Origin of the sequence: Endozoicomonas sp., from assembly GCF_965196975.1 — a bacterium.
In the GTDB taxonomy this organism is placed as follows: Bacteria; Pseudomonadota; Gammaproteobacteria; order Pseudomonadales; family Endozoicomonadaceae; genus Endozoicomonas.
This window is the reverse complement of sequence record NZ_OZ239981.1, coordinates 5,216,359-5,240,365: the sequence shown is the minus strand read 5'-3', so window position 1 is coordinate 5,240,365 and position 24,007 is coordinate 5,216,359. Positions and strand designations below refer to the sequence as shown.

The following is a 24,007-nucleotide window of genomic DNA, read 5'->3' as shown; positions in this document are numbered from 1 at the left end:
CGAGTATTCTCATTTGCATTTAGCGATTAACTTAGCCAAGTTCTATTTCCACCGGATTACAGATATAGTCGCTGATTGGGTGCTCTCTCTGAATGATTGAAACAATAGTGCTCTATTTTCACAGCTACTATGGGAACACCACTCATAATAGTTAACTGTCATGCCCGCTTCTGTTATTTCCAGCTCTACCAAAAGCATCGTTTTGCAAATTGAAGTTTCTATAGATTCAGGCAACATGCTGAATCTTGAAGATAGTTTACAGCGTGCACTCAATGAAGCCGGGCAGCTTGGAACAAAAGAGTTATTGGGGCTATTTGAATCACCCAATAAAGAACCTATCGTCGTTAATCAGCAGAAGTGGAACTACAAAGGAAAGGTTCTTAAGCACTATGAAACCTTATACGGTCGTATACCTTTGGAGCGCTCCGTATATCAGGGTGTCAGAGGTGGCAGTACTCTGGCAGCACTTGATCTTCGTGCCGGTATTATTGGTTCAGCTACCCCCAAATTTGCCAAGTCTATCGCCTGGAAATACAGCCAGATGCCAGCGCCTGCGGTAAAAGAAGATTTTGAGACCAACCATCAAAGGACGCTTTCAAATTCTTATATCAAGCATTTATCGGACAGAGTAGGTGCATTAATTGAAGACCAGCAAGACACTCACTACCACCTTCCTCCACTAAAAGAGCCTGTTGAAACAATAGCCATTGGTCTGGATGGAACCTGCATGCTGCTTTGTGAAGAAGGCTGGAGGGAAGCCATGTGTGGGACATTGAGCCTATATTCTGCAGATGGAGACAGGCTCCACACGATATATACAGCCAGTTCGCCAGAGTATGGTAAACAAAGCTTTATGAGCAAGCTCGACGAGGAGATTGCAGATCTAAAACGACTCTACCCAAATGCCACATACATCGGGGTAGCTGACGGGGCTAGAGAAAACTGGAGTTATTTGAAACAACATACCTCTGGGCAGATACTCGATTTTTATCATGCATCTGAATATTTAGCTGGAGCAGCGGAAGCACTGTTTCCAACCAGTAAGGCGAAGCGACACCAGTGGCTTGAAGACAGGCTACATAGTTTGAAAAACAAGCGTGGAGCAGCCAAAAAAATCCTTCAGGAAATTGAATCAGCCGAGCTCCCGAAAAAGACAATCGCACTGACAGAGAAGCGCTACAAAGCTGTGAGCTATTTTACAAACAATCACCAGTTAATGAATTATCATCAGGCGCTTAAACGCCATTGGCCAATAGGTTCAGGAGTTACTGAAGCGGCTTGTAAGACTCTGGTAAAGCAACGATTATGTGGTTCTGGAATGAGGTGGAAAGCAACAGGAGCGGAAGTGCTTTTGACAACAAGAGCACTGATCCAGAGTAAGGGGCGCTGGGAACAACTTTGGTCTGAGTTCATGACTGGAAAGGTTGAAGCTAACCTATGAGTCAGTTATCAAATTGAGAGAGCACCCCGCTGATTTTGAACTCTAAATGCTTAAGCCTGCCCCTCTCATCATCTTACTAAATGATCTTAAAGACCCGCGTGCTCGCTCCAACGCCTGTGAACACAAGTTTATCGATATCCTGATCATAGCCATCTGCGCCATCATGAGTGGTGCAGAGACCTGGGAAGATATTGAAAGTTATGGTCATGATAAAAAGGACTGGCTCTGTACCTTTTTGGAGTTACCTCACGGTATTCCATCACACGACTGTTTTTACCGAATATTCTGCGTCCTTGACCCTGAAGCTTTGTAAGTCTGCTTTATTAGATGGTAACTATTCAGCACCCTTCATATAAATCTGGAATTTTCTGATTTTTCGACCATCATCTTATACTCAATTTTTCTAACAAATCTCCAGTATGGAACCAGACTTCCCAGCTACTCCGTTTACCGAAGCTCTCCTTAAAGAGAATGAAGAGCTTCGGACCGAGAATGCGCTTTTACGGGAACGTTGCAGCGAACTGGAAGAAAGGGTTAATAAAAACAGTCAAAACAGTAGTAAGCCACCATCGTCAGATGGTTATCAAAAGCCCAGTAAAAAAGGGAGTGATAAAGGTGATACATCTTCCAAAGAAGCCCCCTGCTCCTCACAGGAAACACCGAACCCCAAAAGCCTTAGACCATCTTCAGGCAATAAACCAGGTGGCCAGAAAGGTCATCAAGGCTCTTGTTTGAGACGTGTCGCCTTACCCGATTATGTCAGGCATCTGAAGGTTGAAAAATGTTGCTGTTGCCAGTCTTCGCTTATCGATATTAAACCCACCAAATACATTGAGCGACAGGTTTTTGATCCAGGTAGACCCGGAGAATTTGAAGTTACCGCGTACTGGGCAGACGTTAAAGTATGTCCTTGTGGTAAACGGAACACCGCTGAGTTTCCCCAAGGAGTGAAAGCCGCTGCTCAATACGGAGAAGTGACTCAGGCAATGGCTGTTCATTTAAACCAGTATCACTTCATCCCATATCACCGGGTGTCTAAGTATTTCAATACTATTTATTGCATGAGTGTCAGCGCAGGCTCTGTTGCCAATTTTGTTGCCTATACCCATGAGAACCTGGCCTCTACTGAGCAGAGTATCCGCGATGCTTTACAAGAAAGTCCGGTTGCAGGAGCGGATGAAACTGGCATGCGGGTTGACGGTTCACTGTGGTGGTTACACATTATGCGAGATGACCAATGGACGCTTTACTACCTCTCAGAAAGGCGAGGTTGTGAAGCAATGGATGCAATGGGCATCCTGCTGACTTTTGCAGGCATTCTGGTTCACGATCATTGGAAGTCCTACTTTGCCTATGCGGCAGTGCATGTGCTTTGTAATGCCCATCATCTGAGAGAGCTTCAGGGAGTTGTCGATAGGGATGCGAATAAGCTGGCTCTGCGGCTGATGAAATTGCTTACGCTCTCCTGGCACTTCTGCAAGAAATACAAAGCAGCCGGTCTGACTCAAATGCCTGGTGCAATACAGCTTCGCATTGAGACGATATACGACCAAATCCTTCAAAGGGCTCTCACGAAGGAAACCGCTTATATGGAAAAACAACGACAGGTGCTTGGACGTAAGAAGGTCAGGAATACCAAGGCCTACAACCTGTTCAAAAGGCTTATTGAGTTTAAGGTTGAAACGTTGCGCTTCATGTCGGACTTTTCAATTCCCTTCGATAACAATGGCAGTGAACGTGATGCCAGGATGGCCAAACTTAAGCAGAAGATCTCAGGCTGCTTCAGAAGCGAAGACGGAGGTACCATGTTTACCCGAATCCGAAGCTATTTATCATCTGCTAAAAAGCAGGGGTTGAACATATTTCAGGCGCTTCTTAAAGCGGTTCGAAATTACAACAATACGCCTTTGCTGGGTGCTGAATAGTTACATTAGATGGATTAAGTCATATTTCCCAATGGCTCTGCCCCTTGGAGAAAGCCAGACAGACATTGTTCCCATTGATGGCAAGACGATCCGTGTATCAAGAGGCAAGGGTAAACGGGCTGTGCACATGGTCAGCGCCTGGAGCAGCCGACTCAGGCTGGTGCTCGGTCAGAAAAAGGTCGATACGAAATCCAATGAGATAACGGCGGTTCCTGAACTGTTCGAGATCATTGATTTAAAAGGGGCTCTCATCACTGCCGATGCCATCAGTTGCCAAAAAAGCATTGCTGCTAAATGTATTGAGAAAGAGGCAGATTACCTGCTGGCGGTGAAAGGCAATCAGGAAACGTTACAGAACGATATTCAGGCAGTTGTTGAGAGCCATTGGGAACAAAATCCTGTTGACCAGCCATGCGACAACTTTGCCGAACAGAGAAACACAGGCCATGGCCGTCATGAATATCGTTGCTGTTGGGTCTTTAATGACCTTACCCTGCTCTCCACACTTACAGAATGGGAGGGTCTGAAACAATTTGGTGTCGTACAGGCAGACAGAACCATTGATGGAAAAGCGACGACAGCCCTTCGCTTATACATTACGAGCAAGGCAATGACCGCGGAGGAAATGCTGACTGCCACGCGAATCCACTGGGAAGTGGAGAATAATGTTCACTGGATGCTGGACATAGCCTTTAATGAAGATGCCTGTCTAACTCAGGATAAAAATGCGTCTGAAAACCTGTCAGTTTTACGAAGAATCTGTCTGAATATTTTTAATATGGATACAGCCAATAAAGGAAGCATGAAGCGTAAGCGCAAGAGGGCTGGTTGGAATAATGGCTATCTGGCAGGGCTGCTGAATAGGTATATATTCGGTGAGGATAGTGGCTCAAATGCGAATGATTATCCTCGTGCGTAAGCCCTGCCCGTATTCTCGTTTTAAAGTCTCTGTATCTGGCGGTGAAAAATTACTGCCTGCGGAAAATAACAATCTCAAAGATAATCAATCGCCTAATTTGAAAAGCAGAGTTTGCGTTCAATCAGATCACTTGGAAAGAATGATTCCGACATCTAAATAGCATCTAAAAGAATTAAAGGCCGATGTGCATCAAAGATATAAGTCTGAAAGAGCTGTCCTTGCAAATAACTTAAAAGACATTAGGAAAAAATTCCGTAGTGAAAAAAGCATTAAAAAAAACGTAACTATTCAGCACCCTTCATATAAATCTGGAATTTTCTGATTTTTCGACCATCATCTTATACTCAATTTTTCTAACAAATCTCCAGTATGGAACCAGACTTCCCAGCTACTCCGTTTACCGAAGCTCTCCTTAAAGAGAATGAAGAGCTTCGGACCGAGAATGCGCTTTTACGGGAACGTTGCAGCGAACTGGAAGAAAGGGTTAATAAAAACAGTCAAAACAGTAGTAAGCCACCATCGTCAGATGGTTATCAAAAGCCCAGTAAAAAAGGGAGTGATAAAGGTGATACATCTTCCAAAGAAGCCCCCTGCTCCTCACAGGAAACACCGAACCCCAAAAGCCTTAGACCATCTTCAGGCAATAAACCAGGTGGCCAGAAAGGTCATCAAGGCTCTTGTTTGAGACGTGTCGCCTTACCCGATTATGTCAGGCATCTGAAGGTTGAAAAATGTTGCTGTTGCCAGTCTTCGCTTATCGATATTAAACCCACCAAATACATTGAGCGACAGGTTTTTGATCCAGGTAGACCCGGAGAATTTGAAGTTACCGCGTACTGGGCAGACGTTAAAGTATGTCCTTGTGGTAAACGGAACACCGCTGAGTTTCCCCAAGGAGTGAAAGCCGCTGCTCAATACGGAGAAGTGACTCAGGCAATGGCTGTTCATTTAAACCAGTATCACTTCATCCCATATCACCGGGTGTCTGAGTATTTCAATACTATTTATTGCATGAGTGTCAGCGCAGGCTCTGTTGCCAATTTTGTTGCCTATACCCATGAGAACCTGGCCTCTACTGAGCAGAGTATCCGCGATGCTTTACAAGAAAGTCCGGTTGCAGGAGCGGATGAAACTGGCATGCGGGTTGACGGTTCACTGTGGTGGTTACACATTATGCGAGATGACCAATGGACGCTTTACTACCTCTCAGAAAGGCGAGGTTGTGAAGCAATGGATGCAATGGGCATCCTGCTGACTTTTGCAGGCATTCTGGTTCACGATCATTGGAAGTCCTACTTTGCCTATGCGGCAGTGCATGTGCTTTGTAATGCCCATCATCTGAGAGAGCTTCAGGGAGTTGTCGATAGGGATGCGAATAAGCTGGCTCTGCGGCTGATGAAATTGCTTACGCTCTCCTGGCACTTCTGCAAGAAATACAAAGCAGCCGGTCTGACTCAAATGCCTGGTGCAATACAGCTTCGCATTGAGACGATATACGACCAAATCCTTCAAAGGGCTCTCACGAAGGAAACCGCTTATATGGAAAAACAACGACAGGTGCTTGGACGTAAGAAGGTCAGGAATACCAAGGCCTACAACCTGTTCAAAAGGCTTATTGAGTTTAAGGTTGAAACGTTGCGCTTCATGTCGGACTTTTCAATTCCCTTCGATAACAATGGCAGTGAACGTGATGCCAGGATGGCCAAACTTAAGCAGAAGATCTCAGGCTGCTTCAGAAGCGAAGACGGAGGTACCATGTTTACCCGAATCCGAAGCTATTTATCATCTGCTAAAAAGCAGGGGTTGAACATATTTCAGGCGCTTCTTAAAGCGGTTCGAAATTACAACAATACGCCTTTGCTGGGTGCTGAATAGTTACTGCAATTTAATTTGTGTAAACGCTTGTCGTTAATACTCCAAAATGGAGAGTAACAATGAGCGTTGAAATCAACGAAAAACTGGTAGATCAAATAGCCAGTCAGATTAAAACTCAGGATCATCTTGCCGACTTCAGCCGTTTACTTATTAAGGCGACTGTTGAACGTGTTATGGCCGCTGAATTGGAAGAGCATCTGGGTTATGCCAAATACTCGCCTGAAGGCCATAACACGGGCAACAGCCGCAACGGCAGCACCTCAAAGAATATCAAAGGAGATTTTGGTGAGGTCGAAGTCAAAGTCCCCAGAGATCGAAATAGTGACTTTGTTCCTCAGCTGATAGCCAAAGGCCAGACTCGGCTAAACAAGCTTGATCAGCAAATCCTTACCCTCTATGCCCGAGGCATGACCACCCGTGATATTGCCGAAGCCATTCACGAGATGTACGGCGCTGAGGTGTCACCTACCTTGATATCCAAGGTAACTGATGCTGTCTACGATGAGGTCAGGACATGGCAGAATCGCCCGCTGGACAGGCTTTTCCCCATCCTGTATCTCGATGGCCTTGTGGTTAAGGTTCATCAGGATAAACGGGTTATTCGTAAAACCGTGTATGTTGCTCTTGGCGTGAACACTGAAGGCCATAAGGAACTGTAACTATTCAGCACCCAGCAAAGGCGTATTGTTGTAATTTCGAACCGCTTTAAGAAGCGCCTGAAATATGTTCAACCCCTGCTTTTTAGCAGATGATAAATAGCTTCGGATTCGGGTAAACATGGTACCTCCGTCTTCGCTTCTGAAACAGCCTGAGATCTTCTGCTTAAGTTTGGCCATCCTGGCATCACGTTCACTGCCATTGTTATCGAAGGGAATTGAAAAGTCCGACATGAAGCGCAACGTTTCAACCTTAAACTCAATAAGCCTTTTGAACAGGTTGTAGGCCTTGGTATTCCTGACCTTCTTACGTCAAAGCACCTGTCGTTGTTTTTCCATATAAGCGGTTTCCTTCGTGAGAGCCCTTTGAAGGATTTGGTCGTATATCGTCTCAATGCGAAGCTGTATTGCACCAGGCATTTGAGTCAGACCGGCTGCTTTGTATTTCTTGCAGAAGTGCCAGGAGAGCGTAAGCAATTTCATCAGCCGCAGAGCCAGCTTATTCGCATCCCTATCGACAACTCCCTGAAGCTCTCTCAGATGATGGGCATTACAAAGCACATGCACTGCCGCATAGGCAAAGTAGGACTTCCAATGATCGTGAACCAGAATGCCTGCAAAAGTCAGCAGGATGCCCATTGCATCCATTGCTTCACAACCTCGCCTTTCTGAGAGGTAGTAAAGCGTCCATTGGTCATCTCGCATAATGTGTAACCACCACAGTGAACCGTCAACCCGCATGCCAGTTTCATCCGCTCCTGCAACCGGACTTTCTTGTAAAGCATCGCGGATACTCTGCTCAGTAGAGGCCAGGTTCTCATGGGTATAGGCAACAAAATTGGCAACAGAGCCTGCGCTGACACTCATGCAATAAATAGTATTGAAATACTCAGACACCCGGTGATATGGGATGAAGTGATACTGGTTTAAATGAACAGCCATTGCCTGAGTCACTTCTCCGTATTGAGCAGCGGCTTTCACTCCTTGGGGAAACTCAGCGGTGTTCCGTTTACCACAAGGACATACTTTAACGTCTGCCCAGTACGCGGTAACTTCAAATTCTCCGGGTCTACCTGGATCAAAAACCTGTCGCTCAATGTATTTGGTGGGTTTAATATCGATAAGCGAAGACTGGCAACAGCAACATTTTTCAACCTTCAGATGCCTGACATAATCGGGTAAGGCGACACGTCTCAAACAAGAGCCTTGATGACCTTTCTGGCCACCTGGTTTATTGCCTGAAGATGGTCTAAGGCTTTTGGGGTTCGGTGTTTCCTGTGAGGAGCAGGGGGCTTCTTTGGAAGATGTATCACCTTTATCACTCCCTTTTTTACTGGGCTTTTGATAACCATCTGACGATGGTGGCTTACTACTGTTTTGACTGTTTTTATTAACCCTTTCTTCCAGTTCGCTGCAACGTTCCCGTAAAAGCGCATTCTCGGTCCGAAGCTCTTCATTCTCTTTAAGGAGAGCTTCGGTAAACGGAGTAGCTGGGAAGTCTGGTTCCATACTGGAGATTTGTTAGAAAAATTGAGTATAAGATGATGGTCGAAAAATCAGAAAATTCCAGATTTATATGAAGGGTGCTGAATAGTTACAAGGAACTTTTGGGTCTTTGGCTTGCCGAAACAGAAGGTGCCAAATTCTGGCTTTCTGTGCTGACAGAGCTTAAGAACCGTGGGGTTGAAGATGTCTTCGTTGCCTGTGTTGATGGGCTCACCGGATTCCCGGAAGCGATTAACACCGTGTTCCCAATGGCTCAGGTTCAGCTGTGTATTGTGCATCAGGTACGTAACTCGCTGAAATACGTCTCCTACAAGGACCGTAAATGCGTCGCCAGCGACCTGAAACGGATTTACCGGTCAGCGACTGCTGAAGAAGCAGAAATGGAGCTGGAAGCCTTTGAAGAAGCCTGGGGGGAGAAATTCCCATCGATTGGTAAGTCCTGGCGTAATAACTGGGATAACCTGATTACTCTGTTCGACTATCCTGAAGATATTCGAAAAGCGATTTATACAACGAATGCCATTGAGTCCTTGAACAGTGTCATTCGTAAGGCGATCAAGAACCGGAAGATTTTTCGGACGGATGAGTCAGTCATGAAGGTAATCTACCTGGCCATGGAAAAAGCTTCCGAGAAATGGACCATGCCGATCAGGAACTGGAAAGCCGCCATGAACCGGTTTGAAATTATGTTTCCTGACCGGTTCAAGGAGCAGTAGTTTTGGTGGCGTTTACACAGAATTATTTACAGGCTCAAATGGCAGTAAACCACTCAGACATAACAGTGCCTGTGATTGTAAGACTATCAGGTTACCGAGTTGGACAGTGGTGTTAAGTAGTTAGCCAAATGAAATCATATATTTCTGACCGACTTGCTCAAACACTCGTATCTAAACCTAACTTGATCTCTCTGATTTTCAAAGTCTCTCATAATATCTTCAACCGGGTGCTCTCTCAATTTGATAACTGACTCATAGGTTAGCTTCAACCTTTCCAGTCATGAACTCAGACCAAAGTTGTTCCCAGCGCCCCTTACTCTGGATCAGTGCTCTTGTTGTCAAAAGCACTTCCGCTCCTGTTGCTTTCCACCTCATTCCAGAACCACATAATCGTTGCTTTACCAGAGTCTTACAAGCCGCTTCAGTAACTCCTGAACCTATTGGCCAATGGCGTTTAAGCGCCTGATGATAATTCATTAACTGGTGATTGTTTGTAAAATAGCTCACAGCTTTGTAGCGCTTCTCTGTCAGTGCGATTGTCTTTTTCGGGAGCTCGGCTGATTCAATTTCCTGAAGGATTTTTTTGGCTGCTCCACGCTTGTTTTTCAAACTATGTAGCCTGTCTTCAAGCCACTGGTGTCGCTTCGCCTTACTGGTTGGAAACAGTGCTTCCGCTGCTCCAGCTAAATATTCAGATGCATGATAAAAATCGAGTATCTGCCCAGAGGTATGTTGTTTCAAATAACTCCAGTTTTCTCTAGCCCCGTCAGCTACCCCGATGTATGTGGCATTTGGGTAGAGTCGTTTTAGATCTGCAATCTCCTCGTCGAGCTTGCTCATAAAGCTTTGTTTACCATACTCTGGCGAACTGGCTGTATATATCGTGTGGAGCCTGTCTCCATCTGCAGAATATAGGCTCAATGTCCCACACATGGCTTCCCTCCAGCCTTCTTCACAAAGCAGCATGCAGGTTCCATCCAGACCAATGGCTATTGTTTCAACAGGCTCTTTTAGTGGAGGAAGGTGGTAGTGAGTGTCTTGCTGGTCTTCAATTAATGCACCTACTCTGTCCGATAAATGCTTGATATAAGAATTTGAAAGCGTCCTTTGATGGTTGGTCTCAAAATCTTCTTTTACCGCAGGCGCTGGCATCTGGCTGTATTTCCAGGCGATAGACTTGGCAAATTTGGGGGTAGCTGAACCAATAATACCGGCACGAAGATCAAGTGCTGCCAGAGTACTGCCACCTCTGACACCCTGATATACGGAGCGCTCCAAAGGTATACGACCGTATAAGGTTTCATAGTGCTTAAGAACCTTTCCTTTGTAGTTCCACTTCTGCTGATTAACGACGATAGGTTCTTTATTGGGTGATTCAAATAGCCCCAATAACTCTTTTGTTCCAAGCTGCCCGGCTTCATTGAGTGCACGCTGTAAACTATCTTCAAGATTCAGCATGTTGCCTGAATCTATAGAAACTTCAATTTGCAAAACGATGCTTTTGGTAGAGCTGGAAATAACAGAAGCGGGCATGACAGTTAACTATTATGAGTGGTGTTCCCATAGTAGCTGTGAAAATAGAGCACTATTGTTTCAATCATTCAGAGAGAGCACCCCTTCAACCTGCTTATAAAGATCTACTCGGGCTTTTTCCAGATCTTCGATTTTTCTATTAATATCCTTTAGCTCTTTATGATCTTTCTTGGTTACTTTTGAATGTTTCTCTTCATACATTTTTGCAGAATGGTAGGATCCATCACTACTCATATCCAATAAGTTCTGAGCCATCTTACCCTCTTCAAGTTCAACGATAATCGTAGGAACTTCTGGCTGCTCTTCTAGATTACTCAGTTTTTTTTCCATAAGTCGGTCAGCATAAGAGCTGAAGCTTACTCTTAATTTCTTATCTGGGGACCCAAGTGAGTCAGAGGATAAGTGCGATGAGATAAGGTGTCCTTCCACTATAAGCCCAGAACCATGAGGGGCACTCATTCCCTGTTCTTTCTTGAGAAAAGCAAACTCATTTCCTGCCTGAGGCAACATAATAACAAAATGTTCTTTACCACAAGCTCCATTGATATCGGTGCTACTTCTTGTGAACTCATAATGAGGTAATGTTTTCCTGACAGCTGGAATCAAATTTTTGATCTCATAGTCCAATCGTCTGGAGTGATCCGGATCTGTCAAGTTAAGAGAAAGAGTGAAGCCAAAGTGTAAATCATCCTCCTTCATTCCAAAATACACAGAATCTCTCTTAGTACTATTCGCCTCCAATGCACCAAATCGAATCGGCACGCTATATTCTTCATCAACGACAACATTGAATACTTTGCCTTTTAAAAAACACCCGCTCTGATTGTTCTCATTTATTTGTGCAGCGGCTAGATGCCCAGTATTAAAAAACGCAGAACTCATAATTAATGCGGGAAACAGACTCTTCCAAATCATATACTACAACCTATTTATCTCTGAGGTTTTCCCAGTATATGTTATATCCAGAATTTAGCCTATGTATTATCAAGTTATTTTTATTTTTTTAATACTTAGAAAAGAAAAAGACTTAAGAAATCATTAATAAAAAAGACGATACACTTATATTATCTATTATTAGTTAGACATCAAACATATCCACTAATTGCACACTTGATGTTCATAACTATTTTGATCATCTAGTTATACAGTTATTGAATGTCACTAAATAATTAGCCAGTTGTTATGGTTAACCGTAACAACTGGCTTCAACATTCAAATATCAGCTAACAATACTGGTAAAGCTACCAGATTCTCAGGCATTATTCATAATAACTGATACCACCAATCACACCCTGCCTGATCACCATTCCGGAGTCAGAGGTCAGAATCTCGGCAGCCTGTTCCAGAGAACCAATCGCTGCCATCTTTCCTCCATTGCGAACAAACTCAACAACTGACTCCACTTTTGGTCCCATGGAGCCGGCAGCGAAGTCAAACTGATCCATCGCCTCTGGCGTAGCACAGCGAATGTTACGAGAGTCAGGGTGACCGAAATTGGTCGCAACCGCAGGCACATCAGTGAGAATCAGGAATGCATCGGCCCCGAGCCCTTCTGCAAGGAGTCTGGAAGAGCGGTCTTTATCAATCACTGCTTCAATATTCTGAAGCTGACCGTCTGGACCACTGGTTACCGGAACACCGCCACCACCTCCACAGATAACCGTAATGTCTTCAGCAGAGATCAAATGCTGAAGCGATGGTAATTCCAGAATTTCTTTAGGTATCGGAGAAGCAACAACACGACGGAAGTGTTTGCCATCCGCTTTAACCGTCCAGTCTTCATGAGCTTTCAGTAATTCATCCGCCTGCTCACGGCTATATACCGGCCCGACAAATTTATCCGGATCACCAAAAGCAGGGTCATCCCGATCCACCAGAGTCTGTGTTGATACGGTACAGACTTTATGGCCCGGCATCTGATTACGCAGTTCCTGCTCGAACATAAAGCCGATCATTCCCTGCGTCTGGGCACCAAGTGCATCCAGTGGGTAGGGAGATACACCTTTATAAGCATCATTCATTAATGCCAGCAGGCCAACCTGGGGACCATTACCGTGTGTCAGAATAACCTGATGGTGACGGGCAATACGGGCAATCGCTGCCGCAGCCTTACGGATGTTTCTGCGCTGGGTTTCGCATTCAAGAGGTTCTCCACGTTGAAGGATTGCGTTTCCACCCAGGGCAATTACGATTCTCATGACTGTATTCCGTTAATAAATTTACTATTGGTCGTTTTTTAAAATCTCGTAACTATTCAGCACCCTTCATATAAATCTGGAATTTTCTGATTTTTCGACCATCATCTTATACTCAATTTTTCTAACAAATCTCCAGTATGGAACCAGACTTCCCAGCTACTCCGTTTACCGAAGCTCTCCTTAAAGAGAATGAAGAGCTTCGGACCGAGAATGCGCTTTTACGGGAACGTTGCAGCGAACTGGAAGAAAGGGTTAATAAAAACAGTCAAAACAGTAGTAAGCCACCATCGTCAGATGGTTATCAAAAGCCCAGTAAAAAAGGGAGTGATAAAGGTGATACATCTTCCAAAGAAGCCCCCTGCTCCTCACAGGAAACACCGAACCCCAAAAGCCTTAGACCATCTTCAGGCAATAGGTTGCTCTCTCAATTTGATAACTGACTCATAGGTTAGCTTCAACCTTTCCAGTCATGAACTCAGACCAAAGTTGTTCCCAGCGCCCCTTACTCTGGATCAGTGCTCTTGTTGTCAAAAGCACTTCCGCTCCTGTTGCTTTCCACCTCATTCCAGAACCACATAATCGTTGCTTTACCAGAGTCTTACAAGCCGCTTCAGTAACTCCTGAACCTATTGGCCAATGGCGTTTAAGCGCCTGATGATAATTCATTAACTGGTGATTGTTTGTAAAATAGCTCACAGCTTTGTAGCGCTTCTCTGTCAGTGCGATTGTCTTTTTCGGGAGCTCGGCTGATTCAATTTCCTGAAGGATTTTTTTGGCTGCTCCACGCTTGTTTTTCAAACTATGTAGCCTGTCTTCAAGCCACTGGTGTCGCTTCGCCTTACTGGTTGGAAACAGTGCTTCCGCTGCTCCAGCTAAATATTCAGATGCATGATAAAAATCGAGTATCTGCCCAGAGGTATGTTGTTTCAAATAACTCCAGTTTTCTCTAGCCCCGTCAGCTACCCCGATGTATGTGGCATTTGGGTAGAGTCGTTTTAGATCTGCAATCTCCTCGTCGAGCTTGCTCATAAAGCTTTGTTTACCATACTCTGGCGAACTGGCTGTATATATCGTGTGGAGCCTGTCTCCATCTGCAGAATATAGGCTCAATGTCCCACACATGGCTTCCCTCCAGCCTTCTTCACAAAGCAGCATGCAGGTTCCATCCAGACCAATGGCTATTGTTTCAACAGGCTCTTTTAGTGGAGGAAGGTGGTAGTGAGTGTCTTGCTGGTCTTCAATTAATGCACCTACTCTGTCCGATAAATGCTTGATATAAGAATTTGAAAGCGTCCTTTGATGATTGGTCTCAAAATCTTCTTTTACCGCAGGCGCTGGCATCTGGCTGTATTTCCAGGCGATAGACTTGGCAAATTTGGGGGTAGCTGAACCAATAATACCGGCACGAAGATCAAGTGCTGCCAGAGTACTGCCACCTCTGACACCCTGATATACGGAGCGCTCCAAAGGTATACGACCGTATAAGGTTTCATAGTGCTTAAGAACCTTTCCTTTGTAGTTCCACTTCTGCTGATTAACGACGATAGGTTCTTTATTGGGTGATTCAAATAGCCCCAATAACTCTTTTGTTCCAAGCTGCCCGGCTTCATTGAGTGCACGCTGTAAACTATCTTCAAGATTCAGCATGTTGCCTGAATCTATAGAAACTTCAATTTGCAAAACGATGCTTTTGGTAGAGCTGGAAATAACAGAAGCGGGCATGACAGTTAACTATTATGAGTGGTGTTCCCATAGTAGCTGTGAAAATAGAGCACTATTGTTTCAATCATTCAGAGAGAGCACCCAGGCAATAAACCAGGTGGCCAGAAAGGTCATCAAGGCTCTTGTTTGAGACGTGTCGCCTTACCCGATTATGTCAGGCATCTGAAGGTTGAAAAATGTTGCTGTTGCCAGTCTTCGCTTATCGATATTAAACCCACCAAATACATTGAGCGACAGGTTTTTGATCCAGGTAGACCCGGAGAATTTGAAGTTACCGCGTACTGGGCAGACGTTAAAGTATGTCCTTGTGGTAAACGGAACACCGCTGAGTTTCCCCAAGGAGTGAAAGCCGCTGCTCAATACGGAGAAGTGACTCAGGCAATGGCTGTTCATTTAAACCAGTATCACTTCATCCCATATCACCGGGTGTCTGAGTATTTCAATACTATTTATTGCATGAGTGTCAGCGCAGGCTCTGTTGCCAATTTTGTTGCCTATACCCATGAGAACCTGGCCTCTACTGAGCAGAGTATCCGCGATGCTTTACAAGAAAGTCCGGTTGCAGGAGCGGATGAAACTGGCATGCGGGTTGACGGTTCACTGTGGTGGTTACACATTATGCGAGATGACCAATGGACGCTTTACTACCTCTCAGAAAGGCGAGGTTGTGAAGCAATGGATGCAATGGGCATCCTGCTGACTTTTGCAGGCATTCTGGTTCACGATCATTGGAAGTCCTACTTTGCCTATGCGGCAGTGCATGTGCTTTGTAATGCCCATCATCTGAGAGAGCTTCAGGGAGTTGTCGATAGGGATGCGAATAAGCTGGCTCTGCGGCTGATGAAATTGCTTACGCTCTCCTGGCACTTCTGCAAGAAATACAAAGCAGCCGGTCTGACTCAAATGCCTGGTGCAATACAGCTTCGCATTGAGACGATATACGACCAAATCCTTCAAAGGGCTCTCACGAAGGAAACCGCTTATATGGAAAAACAACGACAGGTGCTTGGACGTAAGAAGGTCAGGAATACCAAGGCCTACAACCTGTTCAAAAGGCTTATTGAGTTTAAGGTTGAAACGTTGCGCTTCATGTCGGACTTTTCAATTCCCTTCGATAACAATGGCAGTGAACGTGATGCCAGGATGGCCAAACTTAAGCAGAAGATCTCAGGCTGCTTCAGAAGCGAAGACGGAGGTACCATGTTTACCCGAATCCGAAGCTATTTATCATCTGCTAAAAAGCAGGGGTTGAACATATTTCAGGCGCTTCTTAAAGCGGTTCGAAATTACAACAATACGCCTTTGCTGGGTGCTGAATAGTTACAAAATCTCTTTGTTTTTTTCACCAACGCATAACCGACGGGTGATCACCCGCTTTTCAGAAACAAGTTGATGAGGAATGCTTTCAGAAGTGATCGGGTGAATCCCTGAAACTGCAACGAAAGCGAAGGGTTGATATCATCCGGAATGATTCCGGTTTTTCTTTTGATCGATATTGATCACATTTTTTCTATACCCAAAGGATTTCAAGTTGCTACGCGACGGCAAAAGAGCGAATCCCCAGGAGCTTAGATAAACTAAGTGACTGGGGTGAGCGAGTGCAGCCAACAAAGTAGCACCTTGAAAGGCGACGGGTATATTTACCGGGTACTTGAATAAACCAGCCGTCCATCTACATAAGTGCGATAGATATTCCGATCATCTCCCAGCGTCATCAAAACAAACAGTTTCTCATCCAGTGCTTTGGAATTATCCCATCGCAATTGCTGAACCTGCGTAGCAACCGGATCCAGAACCACAAAGTCCGCCTCTTTACCGATATCAAAATTACCAATGCTGTCATCCAGATACAGCGCATGCGCTCCACCCAGGGTGGCCCGGTAAAAACCTTCAATAGCAGGCAGCTTTTCTTTCTGCATCTGAACAACCTTGTAAGCTTCGTTCAGTGTTTCAAACATATTGAATGAAGTACCTGCTCCCACATCCGTTGCCATACCGACACGCACACCACTGTCAGCAGCCCGGCGATACTTAAAGAGACCACTGCCAAGATACATGTTTGACGTTGGACAGAAGGCAACGGATGACCCGGTTTCTTCCATCACCTGCCACTCTTTGTCGGTCAGATGAATACAGTGGGCATAAACGGAACGCTCGCCGGTCAGACGGTAGTGGTTATACACATCCAAATAGCTGTCGTGTTCCGGATACAGCGATTTCACCCACTCAATTTCATTGAGGTTCTCGGATAAATGCGTCTGTACATAGGCATCAGGAAACTCTTCGCGCAGAGCCATGGCCTTCTCAAGCTGCTCTGGTGATGACGTTGGCGCAAACCTGGGAGTAATGGCGTACAAAAGTCGGTTGCGTTTGTGCCATTTCTTTAACAGTCGGCGGGAATCCTGGTAACTGCTGTCCGGTGTATCCAGCAGAGCTTCCGGAGCATTACGATCCATCATCACCTTGCCGGCAATCATCCGCATATTCCGACGGTCACATTCTTCAAACAGGGCATCTACTGATTCAGGATGAACACTGCAGAAAACCATGGCGGTCGTTGTACCGTTTTTCAGCAGCTCATTGACAAACAGACCGGCCATTTCGGTAGCGTAGCGCTTGTTGCCATACTTCTGTTCTGTTGGAAATACATAGGTATTCAGCCACTCCAGCAGCTGTTCACCATAGGCACCTATGATCTCCATTTGAGGATAGTGAATGTGTGTATCTACAAAACCGGGAACCACCAGCTTGCCACGGTAGTCGCAGATACGCAGTCCCTCTGGCAGCATATCGCGGCCATCTTCCCAACGGCCATGCCAGGCAACTTTTCCCTGGTCAATAATCAATAGTCCGTCACTGATGTAACGAAGGTTGTCCTCCAGATCGCGAGGATCACTCACAACCTTTTGGATATCCAGTAAAGCCCCCCTGACTGCCTTTACGGTATTGGAAAACATCATAATGGTCTGTTCCTGCTTATTTTTACTTCCGGGAGCAGCTCCCTTCCCCCGGAGCCTTCTCCCCCACCTTATTGCCTGTTCTTATTTCTCCGCCTGTTCCCTTTTGCTTCCATAAAACCTGTCTGAACAGGTTAATATTTCCTGGCTCCATCGACTGTACGGATGTAGTTAGCCCGTTCAAATGCTTCCGGATTCGCAACAGAACGCTGACTCATCAACCCGCGCATTTCATTCAGGTCTTCAAAATCCCGCTGTTTCAACCACACTTCCAGACCTTTCAACAGCACAGAAACATAGTCCGCACCATTACGGATCAGTGCTGAAGCCAGCATCACAGTATCCGATCCACCCAGCAGATATTTGATAATATCTTCATGATCATAAGCACCGGATGTTGCCGCCAGAGAAGCATTGATCTTGCCATGCAGTACACTGATCCAGCGAAGCGGTATACCGATTTCACCTGCTTTACTGATGGGCCAGTTGGGCTCCACCAGCATGTTGTTGAGATTAAAGTCAGGCTGCAGCATCCGGTTAAACATAACCAGTGCGTCAACACCAATCTCATCAAACTGCCTGGCCATGTTGCCAAAGGCACTGAAAAATGGGTCAATTTTCAGTGCAACAGGGATGGTGACACTGTTTTTCACACGTCTTGCGACGTCCAGATAAACTTCCTCAACCTGGCGTCCGGTAATATCCAGTGAGGGCGGGTTGTAATAAATATGCAGCTCAATGCCGTCTGCCCCCGCCTGCTCAATCTGCCGGGCATAATCCACCCATCCACCTTCTGAGCAACCATTCAGGCTGGCAATCACAGGAATATCAACCGCTGCCTTGGCTTTATGGATGGTATCCAGATATGCCTGGGAACCACGCTCCAGGGTCAGGCCTGAAGGCAGAAAAGAGGTAGCCTCCGGAAACAGGTTATTTCTGGACAGGGCAATTCGCTCTTCTTCTTCCTGTTCCCGGCGAATCTGCTCTTCAAACAGTGAAGGCAGAACCACAGCAGCAATGCCCGCCTTTTCCAGACGCTGGATGCTTTTTACTGTAGACGTCAGTGGACTGGCAGCCGCCATCAACGGATTTTTAAGGCTTAACCCCATATATTTGGTGGTCAAATCCATCATCTTTACTCCTCAATCACCACAAAAGCATCGGAATGCAGAACATTCTTCCTGCCCAGCTCTCCCACATGGGCAGGAGCCCTTTGCTTCTGTGGTCAATATTCTCTTAATGAACAGCCGACACCTTCTCGGGGACAAAGTCCATGGCATTGTGTGTTGCCATTTCCTCATAGACGCCCCACTTCCGGTTGATCACCTTCTGGGCTTCTTCCAGAATCGCTCCCGCCTCATCCGGACAGGCGATATTCAGTGCCCGATAGCGAACCTCACCGCGAATATAATCCGTTAAAGGTACATTGGGCCTCAGAGAATCCAGCTCAAACGGGTTCTCGTGGTGATCTGTGCGACCAGGATTGTATCGGAACAATGGCCAATGCCCGGAACGAACCGCCAGTCGCTGCTGCTCCATACCATGGGTCATGTTAATGCCATGGGCAATACAGTGAGAATAGGCGATCACCAGTGAAGGTCCTGGCCAGGCTTCTGCCTCACGCATGGCCTGCAGTGTCTGCTGTGGGCTGGCACCCATGGCAATCCGGGCCACATAAACATTGCCATAGGCAATGGCCTGAAGCGCAACATCTTTCTTGGCGGATCGTTTACCCGCAGCCGCAAATTTTGCAACAGCACCCATTGGCGTGGATTTTGACGCCTGACCGCCTGTATTGGAATAGACTTCGGTGTCCATTACCAGCACATTCACATTGCGGCCGCTGGCCAGCACATGATCAAGGCCGCCGGAACCAATGTCGTAAGCCCAGCCATCGCCACCAACGATCCAGACGACACGCTTCAGAAGTCGATCCAGAACCGCTCTCAGACTATCCGCTGCCGGTGTGTGGATACAGGCCAGTTTATCCCGGACCGTTTTCAGCCGATCGCGTTGCTGATGAACCTCTGTATCATTTCCCTGAGGAGCTTGAATAATGCTGTCCACAAGATCAGAACCCAGCATTTCACGGAAGGATTCCAACTCAAGCATGGCCTGCTCAGCCTGATGGTCACTGGACAGACGGAAACCAAAGCCAAACTCGGCATTATCTTCAAACAGGGAGTTCGCCCAGGCAGGCCCACGACCTTCGGCGTTCTTTGACCATGGGGTAGTTGGCAGGTTACCGCCATAAATGGAAGAGCAACCGGTAGCATTAGCCACCAGCAAGCGGTCACCAAACAACTGGGTCAGCAGTTTCAGGTATGGCGTTTCGCCACAACCGCTGCAGGCACCAGAGAATTCGAACAATGGCTCAAGGTACTGGATACCCCGTACGGTTGAGAAATCTACCTGCCGGCGATCATTAATGGGTAACTGCTCAAAGAACGACAGGTTCTGTTTTTCCTGCTCCAGAACCGGTTCCTTGTCCATCATATTGATGGCACGGTAACCGCTCTTCTTGGGATTACGAACCGGACACGCTTCCACACAGAGACCACAACCCGTGCAGTCCTCTGGATAGCACTGCAGGGTATAGCGGGTTTCGGGGAAACCACGGGCACTGATAGGTGCAGACTTAAAGTCCTCCGGTGCATCCGCCAGACTGGCCTCATTGTAGAATTTCGCACGAATAGCCGCATGAGGGCAGACCATGCTGCAGTTACCGCACTGGATACAGACCTCTTCATCCCAGACAGGAATCTGCAGTGCAATATTACGTTTTTCCCAACGGGTTGTGCCGCTTGGCCAGGTGCCATCTACTGGAATCTGGCTGACCGGGATCAGGTCACCCTGCCCACTTATCATGCGGCTTGTGACTTCTTTAACGAAGTCAGGCGCTTCTTCAGAAACTACCGGCTTCTCGACAATCTTTTCACCTGAAGAGCCCACTTGCTCAAGCTGCTCAGGGATTTTCACGGAGTAGAGATGTTCCAGAGTCTGATCCACCGCCCGGAAGTTCCGCTCAACCACATCAGCGCCCTTGCGTCGGTAGGTCTTCTCAATTGCCTGCTTGATACGGGCAATGGCCTCATCTCTGGGCAGAACACCGGACAAGGCAAAGAAGCAGGTCTGCATGATGGTATTGGTACGGTTGCCCATACCTGCCGATTTAGCCACAGCAGAACCATCAATCACGTGTAGCTTCAGTTTCTTCTGAATCAACTGCTCCTGCACACGCCGTGGCAGGTGAGCCCACACTTCATCGGGTCCAAAGGGACTGTTCAGCAGGAAGACACCGCCATCCTCGATATTGCCAAGAACATCGGTTTTCTCCAGGAAGTTGAACTGATGACAGGCAACAAAGCTGGCAGACTGAATCAGGTAAGGTGCTTCAATCGGCTGCTTACCAAATCTCAAGTGAGAGATGGTTTGAGAACCCGATTTTTTAGAGTCGTAAACAAAGTAAGCCTGGGCATTAAGCTGAGGGTCACTGCCGATGATCTTCACGGAGTTCTTATTGGCACCGACGGTACCATCGGCTCCCAGACCGAAGAACATCGCACGGACACTGTCCTGATCTTCGATAACAAAAGAGGCGTCATACTCCAGGCTGGAGCCCATCACATCGTCGTTAATGCCAACGGTAAAATGATTCTTCGGCTTTTCATTAGCTAGCTCATCATACACCGCCTTAACCATGGCGGGTGTAAACTCCTTGCTGGAAAGGCCGTAACGGCCACCAATGACCCGAGGCATTTTCTTCAACCGGTCATTCATATAGCCTTCGGACAGTACCGTCATCACGTCCTGGTAGAGAGGCTCCCCACTGGCTCCGGGCTCTTTAGTGCGGTCCAGCACCGCAATACTGGTTACCGATTCAGGCAGGATATGAAGGAATCGCTCTGCAGAGAATGGGCGATACAGGCGGACCTGAATCATTGCCACCTGATCATCTTCGGGCAGCTCCCGGTTCATCGCTTCCATGGTCATCTTGACCGTTTCCGCACCAGAGCCCATCACAATAATCAGGCGTTTGGCATTCTTTGGCCCATACCAGCTGAAAGGCCGGTAATGACGACCGGTCAGGCCGGCAAAACGCCACATGCAGGCTTCAACAATATCCGGTGTTTTTTCATAGAAAGGATTGGCACTTTCCCGGGCCTGGAAGTAAACATCCGGGTTCTGTGCAGTACCACGAATGACCGGACTTTCAGGATTCAGTGCTCTACGACGATGATCGTGTACCAACTGATCATCAATCATGGCCCGGATAACTGAGTCCGGAAGCAGAGAAATCTTGTTGATTTCGTGAGAGGTACGGAAACCATCAAAGAAGTGCATGAAAGGTATACGGGACTCCAGGGTCGCCGCCTGGGCAATCAAGGCCAGGTCATGGGCTTCCTGAACCGAGCTGGCGGCCAGCATGGCAAAGCCGGTGCTTCTTGCGGCCATGACATCCTGATGGTCACCGAAAATAGATAATCCCTGGGTTGCCAGTGAACGTGCTGCCACGTAGAACACTGCCGGGGTCAGTTCACCGGCAATCTTATACATATTGGGCAACATCAACATCAGCCCCTGAGAGGCGGTAAAAGTGGTGGTCAAGGCGCCGGTCTGCAATGAACCGTGAACCGCGCCAGCAGCACCAGCCTCACTCTGCATCTGAGCAACGTGTGGCTTGCCACCCCAGATATTTTTGATGCCTTCGGCAGCCCACTGCTCTGCCAGCTCCGCCATATTAGACGACGGCGTTATAGGGTAGATGGCACAGACTTCGTTGGTACGATAGGCTACGTAAGCGGCTGCCTCATTACCATCGATAGTGACACGAACAGGCTGTTCTTTAGATTGCTGAGACATTACCGTACCTCCATATGAGCAGCCATGACTGGCAATGAAACGTCCTGTTGAACGGCCTGCATCTCGATGGCGTGGCATGGGCACTGGCGGAAGCAGGCCATACAGCCGGTACAGAGGTCATGATTGACCTGATAGCCCTCCCCTTTGCCCAGTTTGGTAATGGCACCTTCCGGACAGGCCCCGAAGCAGCCATCGCATTCAAAACAGTTCCCGCAGGAGAAACAGCGGCTGGCCTCAAAACGAACCTGGGCTTCACTGAGCCCGTGCACCACTTCACTGAAGTCATTACGCTGTTCTGGGGAAAGCGCATCTTCATGCTGACGATCTGCCTGGGTACGGTACCAGAGGTGTAATCCGTCGTAGTCCACCAGATGCTTTACTGCGATTTCATTGACTTTTTTACCGGTTAACCAGCTGCCCATACAGCGGGCAGCTTTCTTACCATGCCCCACCGCAATGGTGGCAGTACGATCGGAAGGCACCATATCACCACCGGCAAAAATACCTTCGCAGCCAGTCATCATATTGTCATCAACGGTCAGTGAGCCCCAGCGATCAAATTCCAGACCGGGCACTCTGTCCAGCATGCCTCTTTCCACGTCCTGGCCAAGAGCCAGAATCAGAGAGTCCACCGCCAGTGTTTCATAACGGCCGGTAGGACGAGGGCGACCATCGTCCCCAATCTCCATGATCTCAACGTTAAAATCACTGCCTTCAATATTCTGGATGGTTCTCAACCAGTGGATATTGACGCCTTCGGCTTCGGCTTCATCCGCTTCGAAGCTGTGGGCAGGCATATGATCACGGTCGCGGCGATAGATGATCATGGCCTCATCGACACCCATTCTTTTTACCGTCCGTGCGGCATCCATCGCAGTATTACCGCCACCGTATACCGCCACCCGGCGACCAAGCACCGGCTTTTCCCCCATCCCGGTTTCCCGAAGGAAGCTGACTGCATCCAGCACCTTGCCAGCGTCACGGGCAGGGATATCCACCTGCTTGCCAATATGCGCACCAATGGCCAGATAGACTGCATCGAACCGTCCTTCCTGCTTTTCAGCCATCAGGTCTTCTACCCGGTGATTCAGGGTGATCGAGATTCCCATGGATTCAATACGGGCAATCTCCGCTGCGAGCACTTCCCGTGGTAAACGATAAGCAGGGATACCAAACTGCATCATGCCACCGGCAATCGGTGCCGCTTCACGAATCTCAACGGTATGCCCCTGCAGACGCAGATGGTAAGCGGCGGTCAGACCGGAAGGGCCTGCACCAATCACCAGAACTTTTTTACCGGTCTCATTTTTTGGGGCTGGCATATGCCAGTTCTGCTCAATGGCCATATCGCCCAGGAAACGCTCGATGGAATGAATACTTACACCGTCGTCCACCTGAACACGACTGCAGCCACCTTCACAGGGGTGATAGCAGATTCGACCATGGGTTGCCGGCAGCGGGTTATTCTTCATGAATGTGCGCCAGGCTTCTTCAAAGCGCCCTTCCTGAGCCAGTGCCAGAGCACCCTGGATATCATTCCCCGCCGGGCAGGTGTGATTACACGGGGGCAACGAGTTCTGATAAACCGGCTTGCGGGTAACGACCGGACCAGTACCCTGTACCGGAGATCTTCCGGGGGGTTGTGTCATATCCAGGGTATTCATAACGACTCCTTTACTGAACACTTTCCACCATA

General features: G+C 47.3%; 15 protein-coding genes and 3 pseudogenes. 9 read left to right on the top strand and 9 right to left on the bottom strand.

What is annotated here, in order from left to right; translation table 11 throughout:
- Nucleotides 1–160: 160 nt before the first annotated feature.
- The 6 genes from ACOCLE_RS23290 (at nt 161) to ACOCLE_RS23265 (ending at nt 6,819) form a co-directional block, all read left to right on the top strand.
- Nucleotides 161–1,441 carry an ISKra4 family transposase gene (locus ACOCLE_RS23290; protein ID WP_419532972.1) on the top strand — a complete coding sequence of 427 codons (1,281 nt, stop codon included), beginning with the start codon at nt 161–163 and terminating at the stop codon, nt 1,439–1,441.
- Nucleotides 1,442–1,487: 46 nt separating this feature from the next.
- Nucleotides 1,488–1,754 (top strand): transposase family protein, encoded by a 267-nt coding sequence (locus ACOCLE_RS23285; protein ID WP_419534452.1) that lies wholly within the window; start codon nt 1,488–1,490, stop codon nt 1,752–1,754.
- A 106-nt stretch (nt 1,755–1,860) separates the two neighbouring features.
- Nucleotides 1,861–3,366 carry an IS66 family transposase gene (tnpC, locus tag ACOCLE_RS23280; RefSeq protein WP_419534451.1) on the top strand — a complete coding sequence of 502 codons (1,506 nt, stop codon included), beginning with the start codon at nt 1,861–1,863 and terminating at the stop codon, nt 3,364–3,366.
- Nucleotides 3,356–4,285, top strand: a complete 930-nt coding sequence (locus ACOCLE_RS23275; protein ID WP_419534450.1) for an ISAs1 family transposase — start codon at nt 3,356–3,358, stop codon at nt 4,283–4,285. The genes tnpC (ACOCLE_RS23280) and ACOCLE_RS23275 overlap by 11 nt, the downstream gene beginning before the upstream one ends.
- A gap of 369 nt (nt 4,286–4,654) precedes the next feature.
- Nucleotides 4,655–6,160, top strand: a complete 1,506-nt coding sequence (gene tnpC / locus ACOCLE_RS23270) for an IS66 family transposase (RefSeq protein WP_419532963.1) — start codon at nt 4,655–4,657, stop codon at nt 6,158–6,160.
- A gap of 59 nt (nt 6,161–6,219) precedes the next feature.
- Nucleotides 6,220–6,819 carry an IS256 family transposase gene (locus ACOCLE_RS23265; RefSeq protein ID WP_419534449.1) on the top strand — a complete coding sequence of 200 codons (600 nt, stop codon included), beginning with the start codon at nt 6,220–6,222 and terminating at the stop codon, nt 6,817–6,819.
- On the opposite strand, the pseudogene tnpC (ACOCLE_RS23260) reads toward ACOCLE_RS23265, so the two are convergent.
- Nucleotides 6,820–8,325, bottom strand: a pseudogene (gene tnpC / locus ACOCLE_RS23260) (IS66 family transposase).
- Nucleotides 8,326–8,414: 89 nt separating this feature from the next.
- Between tnpC (ACOCLE_RS23260) and ACOCLE_RS23255 the strand changes: the two are divergent.
- A pseudogene (locus tag ACOCLE_RS23255) lies at nt 8,415–9,038 on the top strand (IS256 family transposase); the annotation flags it as partial.
- Nucleotides 9,039–9,290: 252 nt separating this feature from the next.
- Here ACOCLE_RS23255 and ACOCLE_RS23250 read toward each other — a convergent pair.
- From ACOCLE_RS23250 to ACOCLE_RS23240, 3 genes are all read right to left on the bottom strand, one after another.
- Complete coding sequence (locus ACOCLE_RS23250) at nt 9,291–10,571, bottom strand: ISKra4 family transposase (RefSeq protein WP_419532972.1); 1,281 nt, start codon at nt 10,569–10,571, stop codon at nt 9,291–9,293.
- 60 nt (nt 10,572–10,631) lie between these two features.
- Nucleotides 10,632–11,486, bottom strand: a complete 855-nt coding sequence (locus ACOCLE_RS23245; protein WP_419534448.1) for a hypothetical protein — start codon at nt 11,484–11,486, stop codon at nt 10,632–10,634.
- 344 nt (nt 11,487–11,830) lie between these two features.
- Complete coding sequence (locus ACOCLE_RS23240; protein ID WP_419534447.1) at nt 11,831–12,769, bottom strand: carbamate kinase; 939 nt, start codon at nt 12,767–12,769, stop codon at nt 11,831–11,833.
- A gap of 218 nt (nt 12,770–12,987) precedes the next feature.
- On the opposite strand from ACOCLE_RS23240, the pseudogene ACOCLE_RS23235 reads away from it, so the two are divergent.
- Nucleotides 12,988–13,080: pseudogene (locus tag ACOCLE_RS23235) on the top strand (DUF6444 domain-containing protein); the annotation flags it as partial.
- Between the two features lie 130 nt (nt 13,081–13,210).
- On the opposite strand, the gene ACOCLE_RS23230 reads toward ACOCLE_RS23235, so the two are convergent.
- Nucleotides 13,211–14,491, bottom strand: a complete 1,281-nt coding sequence (locus tag ACOCLE_RS23230) for an ISKra4 family transposase (protein ID WP_419532972.1) — start codon at nt 14,489–14,491, stop codon at nt 13,211–13,213.
- 126 nt (nt 14,492–14,617) lie between these two features.
- Between ACOCLE_RS23230 and tnpC (ACOCLE_RS23225) the strand changes: the two genes are divergently transcribed.
- Nucleotides 14,618–15,811 carry an IS66 family transposase gene (tnpC, locus tag ACOCLE_RS23225; RefSeq protein ID WP_419533273.1) on the top strand — a complete coding sequence of 398 codons (1,194 nt, stop codon included), beginning with the start codon at nt 14,618–14,620 and terminating at the stop codon, nt 15,809–15,811.
- Between the two features lie 320 nt (nt 15,812–16,131).
- Here the strand turns inward: tnpC (ACOCLE_RS23225) and guaD are convergent, their stop codons facing one another.
- The 4 genes from guaD to ACOCLE_RS23205 form a co-directional block, all read right to left on the bottom strand.
- The gene (gene guaD, locus ACOCLE_RS23220; RefSeq protein WP_419534446.1) at nt 16,132–17,451 is read right to left on the bottom strand and encodes a guanine deaminase; all 1,320 of its coding nucleotides are present in this window, start codon (nt 17,449–17,451) and stop codon (nt 16,132–16,134) included.
- A gap of 131 nt (nt 17,452–17,582) precedes the next feature.
- Nucleotides 17,583–18,581: a dihydroorotate dehydrogenase-like protein gene (locus ACOCLE_RS23215; RefSeq protein WP_419534445.1), complete on the bottom strand. Its 999-nt coding sequence runs from the start codon at nt 18,579–18,581 to the stop codon at nt 17,583–17,585.
- A gap of 103 nt (nt 18,582–18,684) precedes the next feature.
- Nucleotides 18,685–22,311 carry a pyruvate:ferredoxin (flavodoxin) oxidoreductase gene (nifJ, locus tag ACOCLE_RS23210; RefSeq protein ID WP_419534444.1) on the bottom strand — a complete coding sequence of 1,209 codons (3,627 nt, stop codon included), beginning with the start codon at nt 22,309–22,311 and terminating at the stop codon, nt 18,685–18,687.
- Nucleotides 22,311–23,975, bottom strand: a complete 1,665-nt coding sequence (locus ACOCLE_RS23205) for an NAD(P)-binding protein (protein ID WP_066018260.1) — start codon at nt 23,973–23,975, stop codon at nt 22,311–22,313. The genes nifJ and ACOCLE_RS23205 overlap by 1 nt, the downstream gene beginning before the upstream one ends.
- Between the last annotated feature and the right edge of the window lie 32 nt (nt 23,976–24,007).

Coding starts and splice junctions, on each gene's coding strand:
- ACOCLE_RS23290 (WP_419532972.1), top strand. CDS start 161: ATGCCCGCTTCTGTTATTTCCAGCTCTACCAAAAGCATCGTTTTGCAA.
- ACOCLE_RS23285 (WP_419534452.1), top strand. CDS start 1,488: ATGCTTAAGCCTGCCCCTCTCATCATCTTACTAAATGATCTTAAAGAC.
- tnpC (WP_419534451.1), top strand. CDS start 1,861: ATGGAACCAGACTTCCCAGCTACTCCGTTTACCGAAGCTCTCCTTAAA.
- tnpC (WP_419532963.1), top strand. CDS start 4,655: ATGGAACCAGACTTCCCAGCTACTCCGTTTACCGAAGCTCTCCTTAAA.
- ACOCLE_RS23265 (WP_419534449.1), top strand. CDS start 6,220: ATGAGCGTTGAAATCAACGAAAAACTGGTAGATCAAATAGCCAGTCAG.
- ACOCLE_RS23250 (WP_419532972.1), bottom strand. CDS start 10,571: ATGCCCGCTTCTGTTATTTCCAGCTCTACCAAAAGCATCGTTTTGCAA.
- ACOCLE_RS23245 (WP_419534448.1), bottom strand. CDS start 11,486: ATGATTTGGAAGAGTCTGTTTCCCGCATTAATTATGAGTTCTGCGTTT.
- ACOCLE_RS23240 (WP_419534447.1), bottom strand. CDS start 12,769: ATGAGAATCGTAATTGCCCTGGGTGGAAACGCAATCCTTCAACGTGGA.
- ACOCLE_RS23230 (WP_419532972.1), bottom strand. CDS start 14,491: ATGCCCGCTTCTGTTATTTCCAGCTCTACCAAAAGCATCGTTTTGCAA.
- guaD (WP_419534446.1), bottom strand. CDS start 17,451: ATGATGTTTTCCAATACCGTAAAGGCAGTCAGGGGGGCTTTACTGGAT.
- ACOCLE_RS23215 (WP_419534445.1), bottom strand. CDS start 18,581: ATGATGGATTTGACCACCAAATATATGGGGTTAAGCCTTAAAAATCCG.
- nifJ (WP_419534444.1), bottom strand. CDS start 22,311: ATGTCTCAGCAATCTAAAGAACAGCCTGTTCGTGTCACTATCGATGGT.
- ACOCLE_RS23205 (WP_066018260.1), bottom strand. CDS start 23,975: ATGAATACCCTGGATATGACACAACCCCCCGGAAGATCTCCGGTACAG.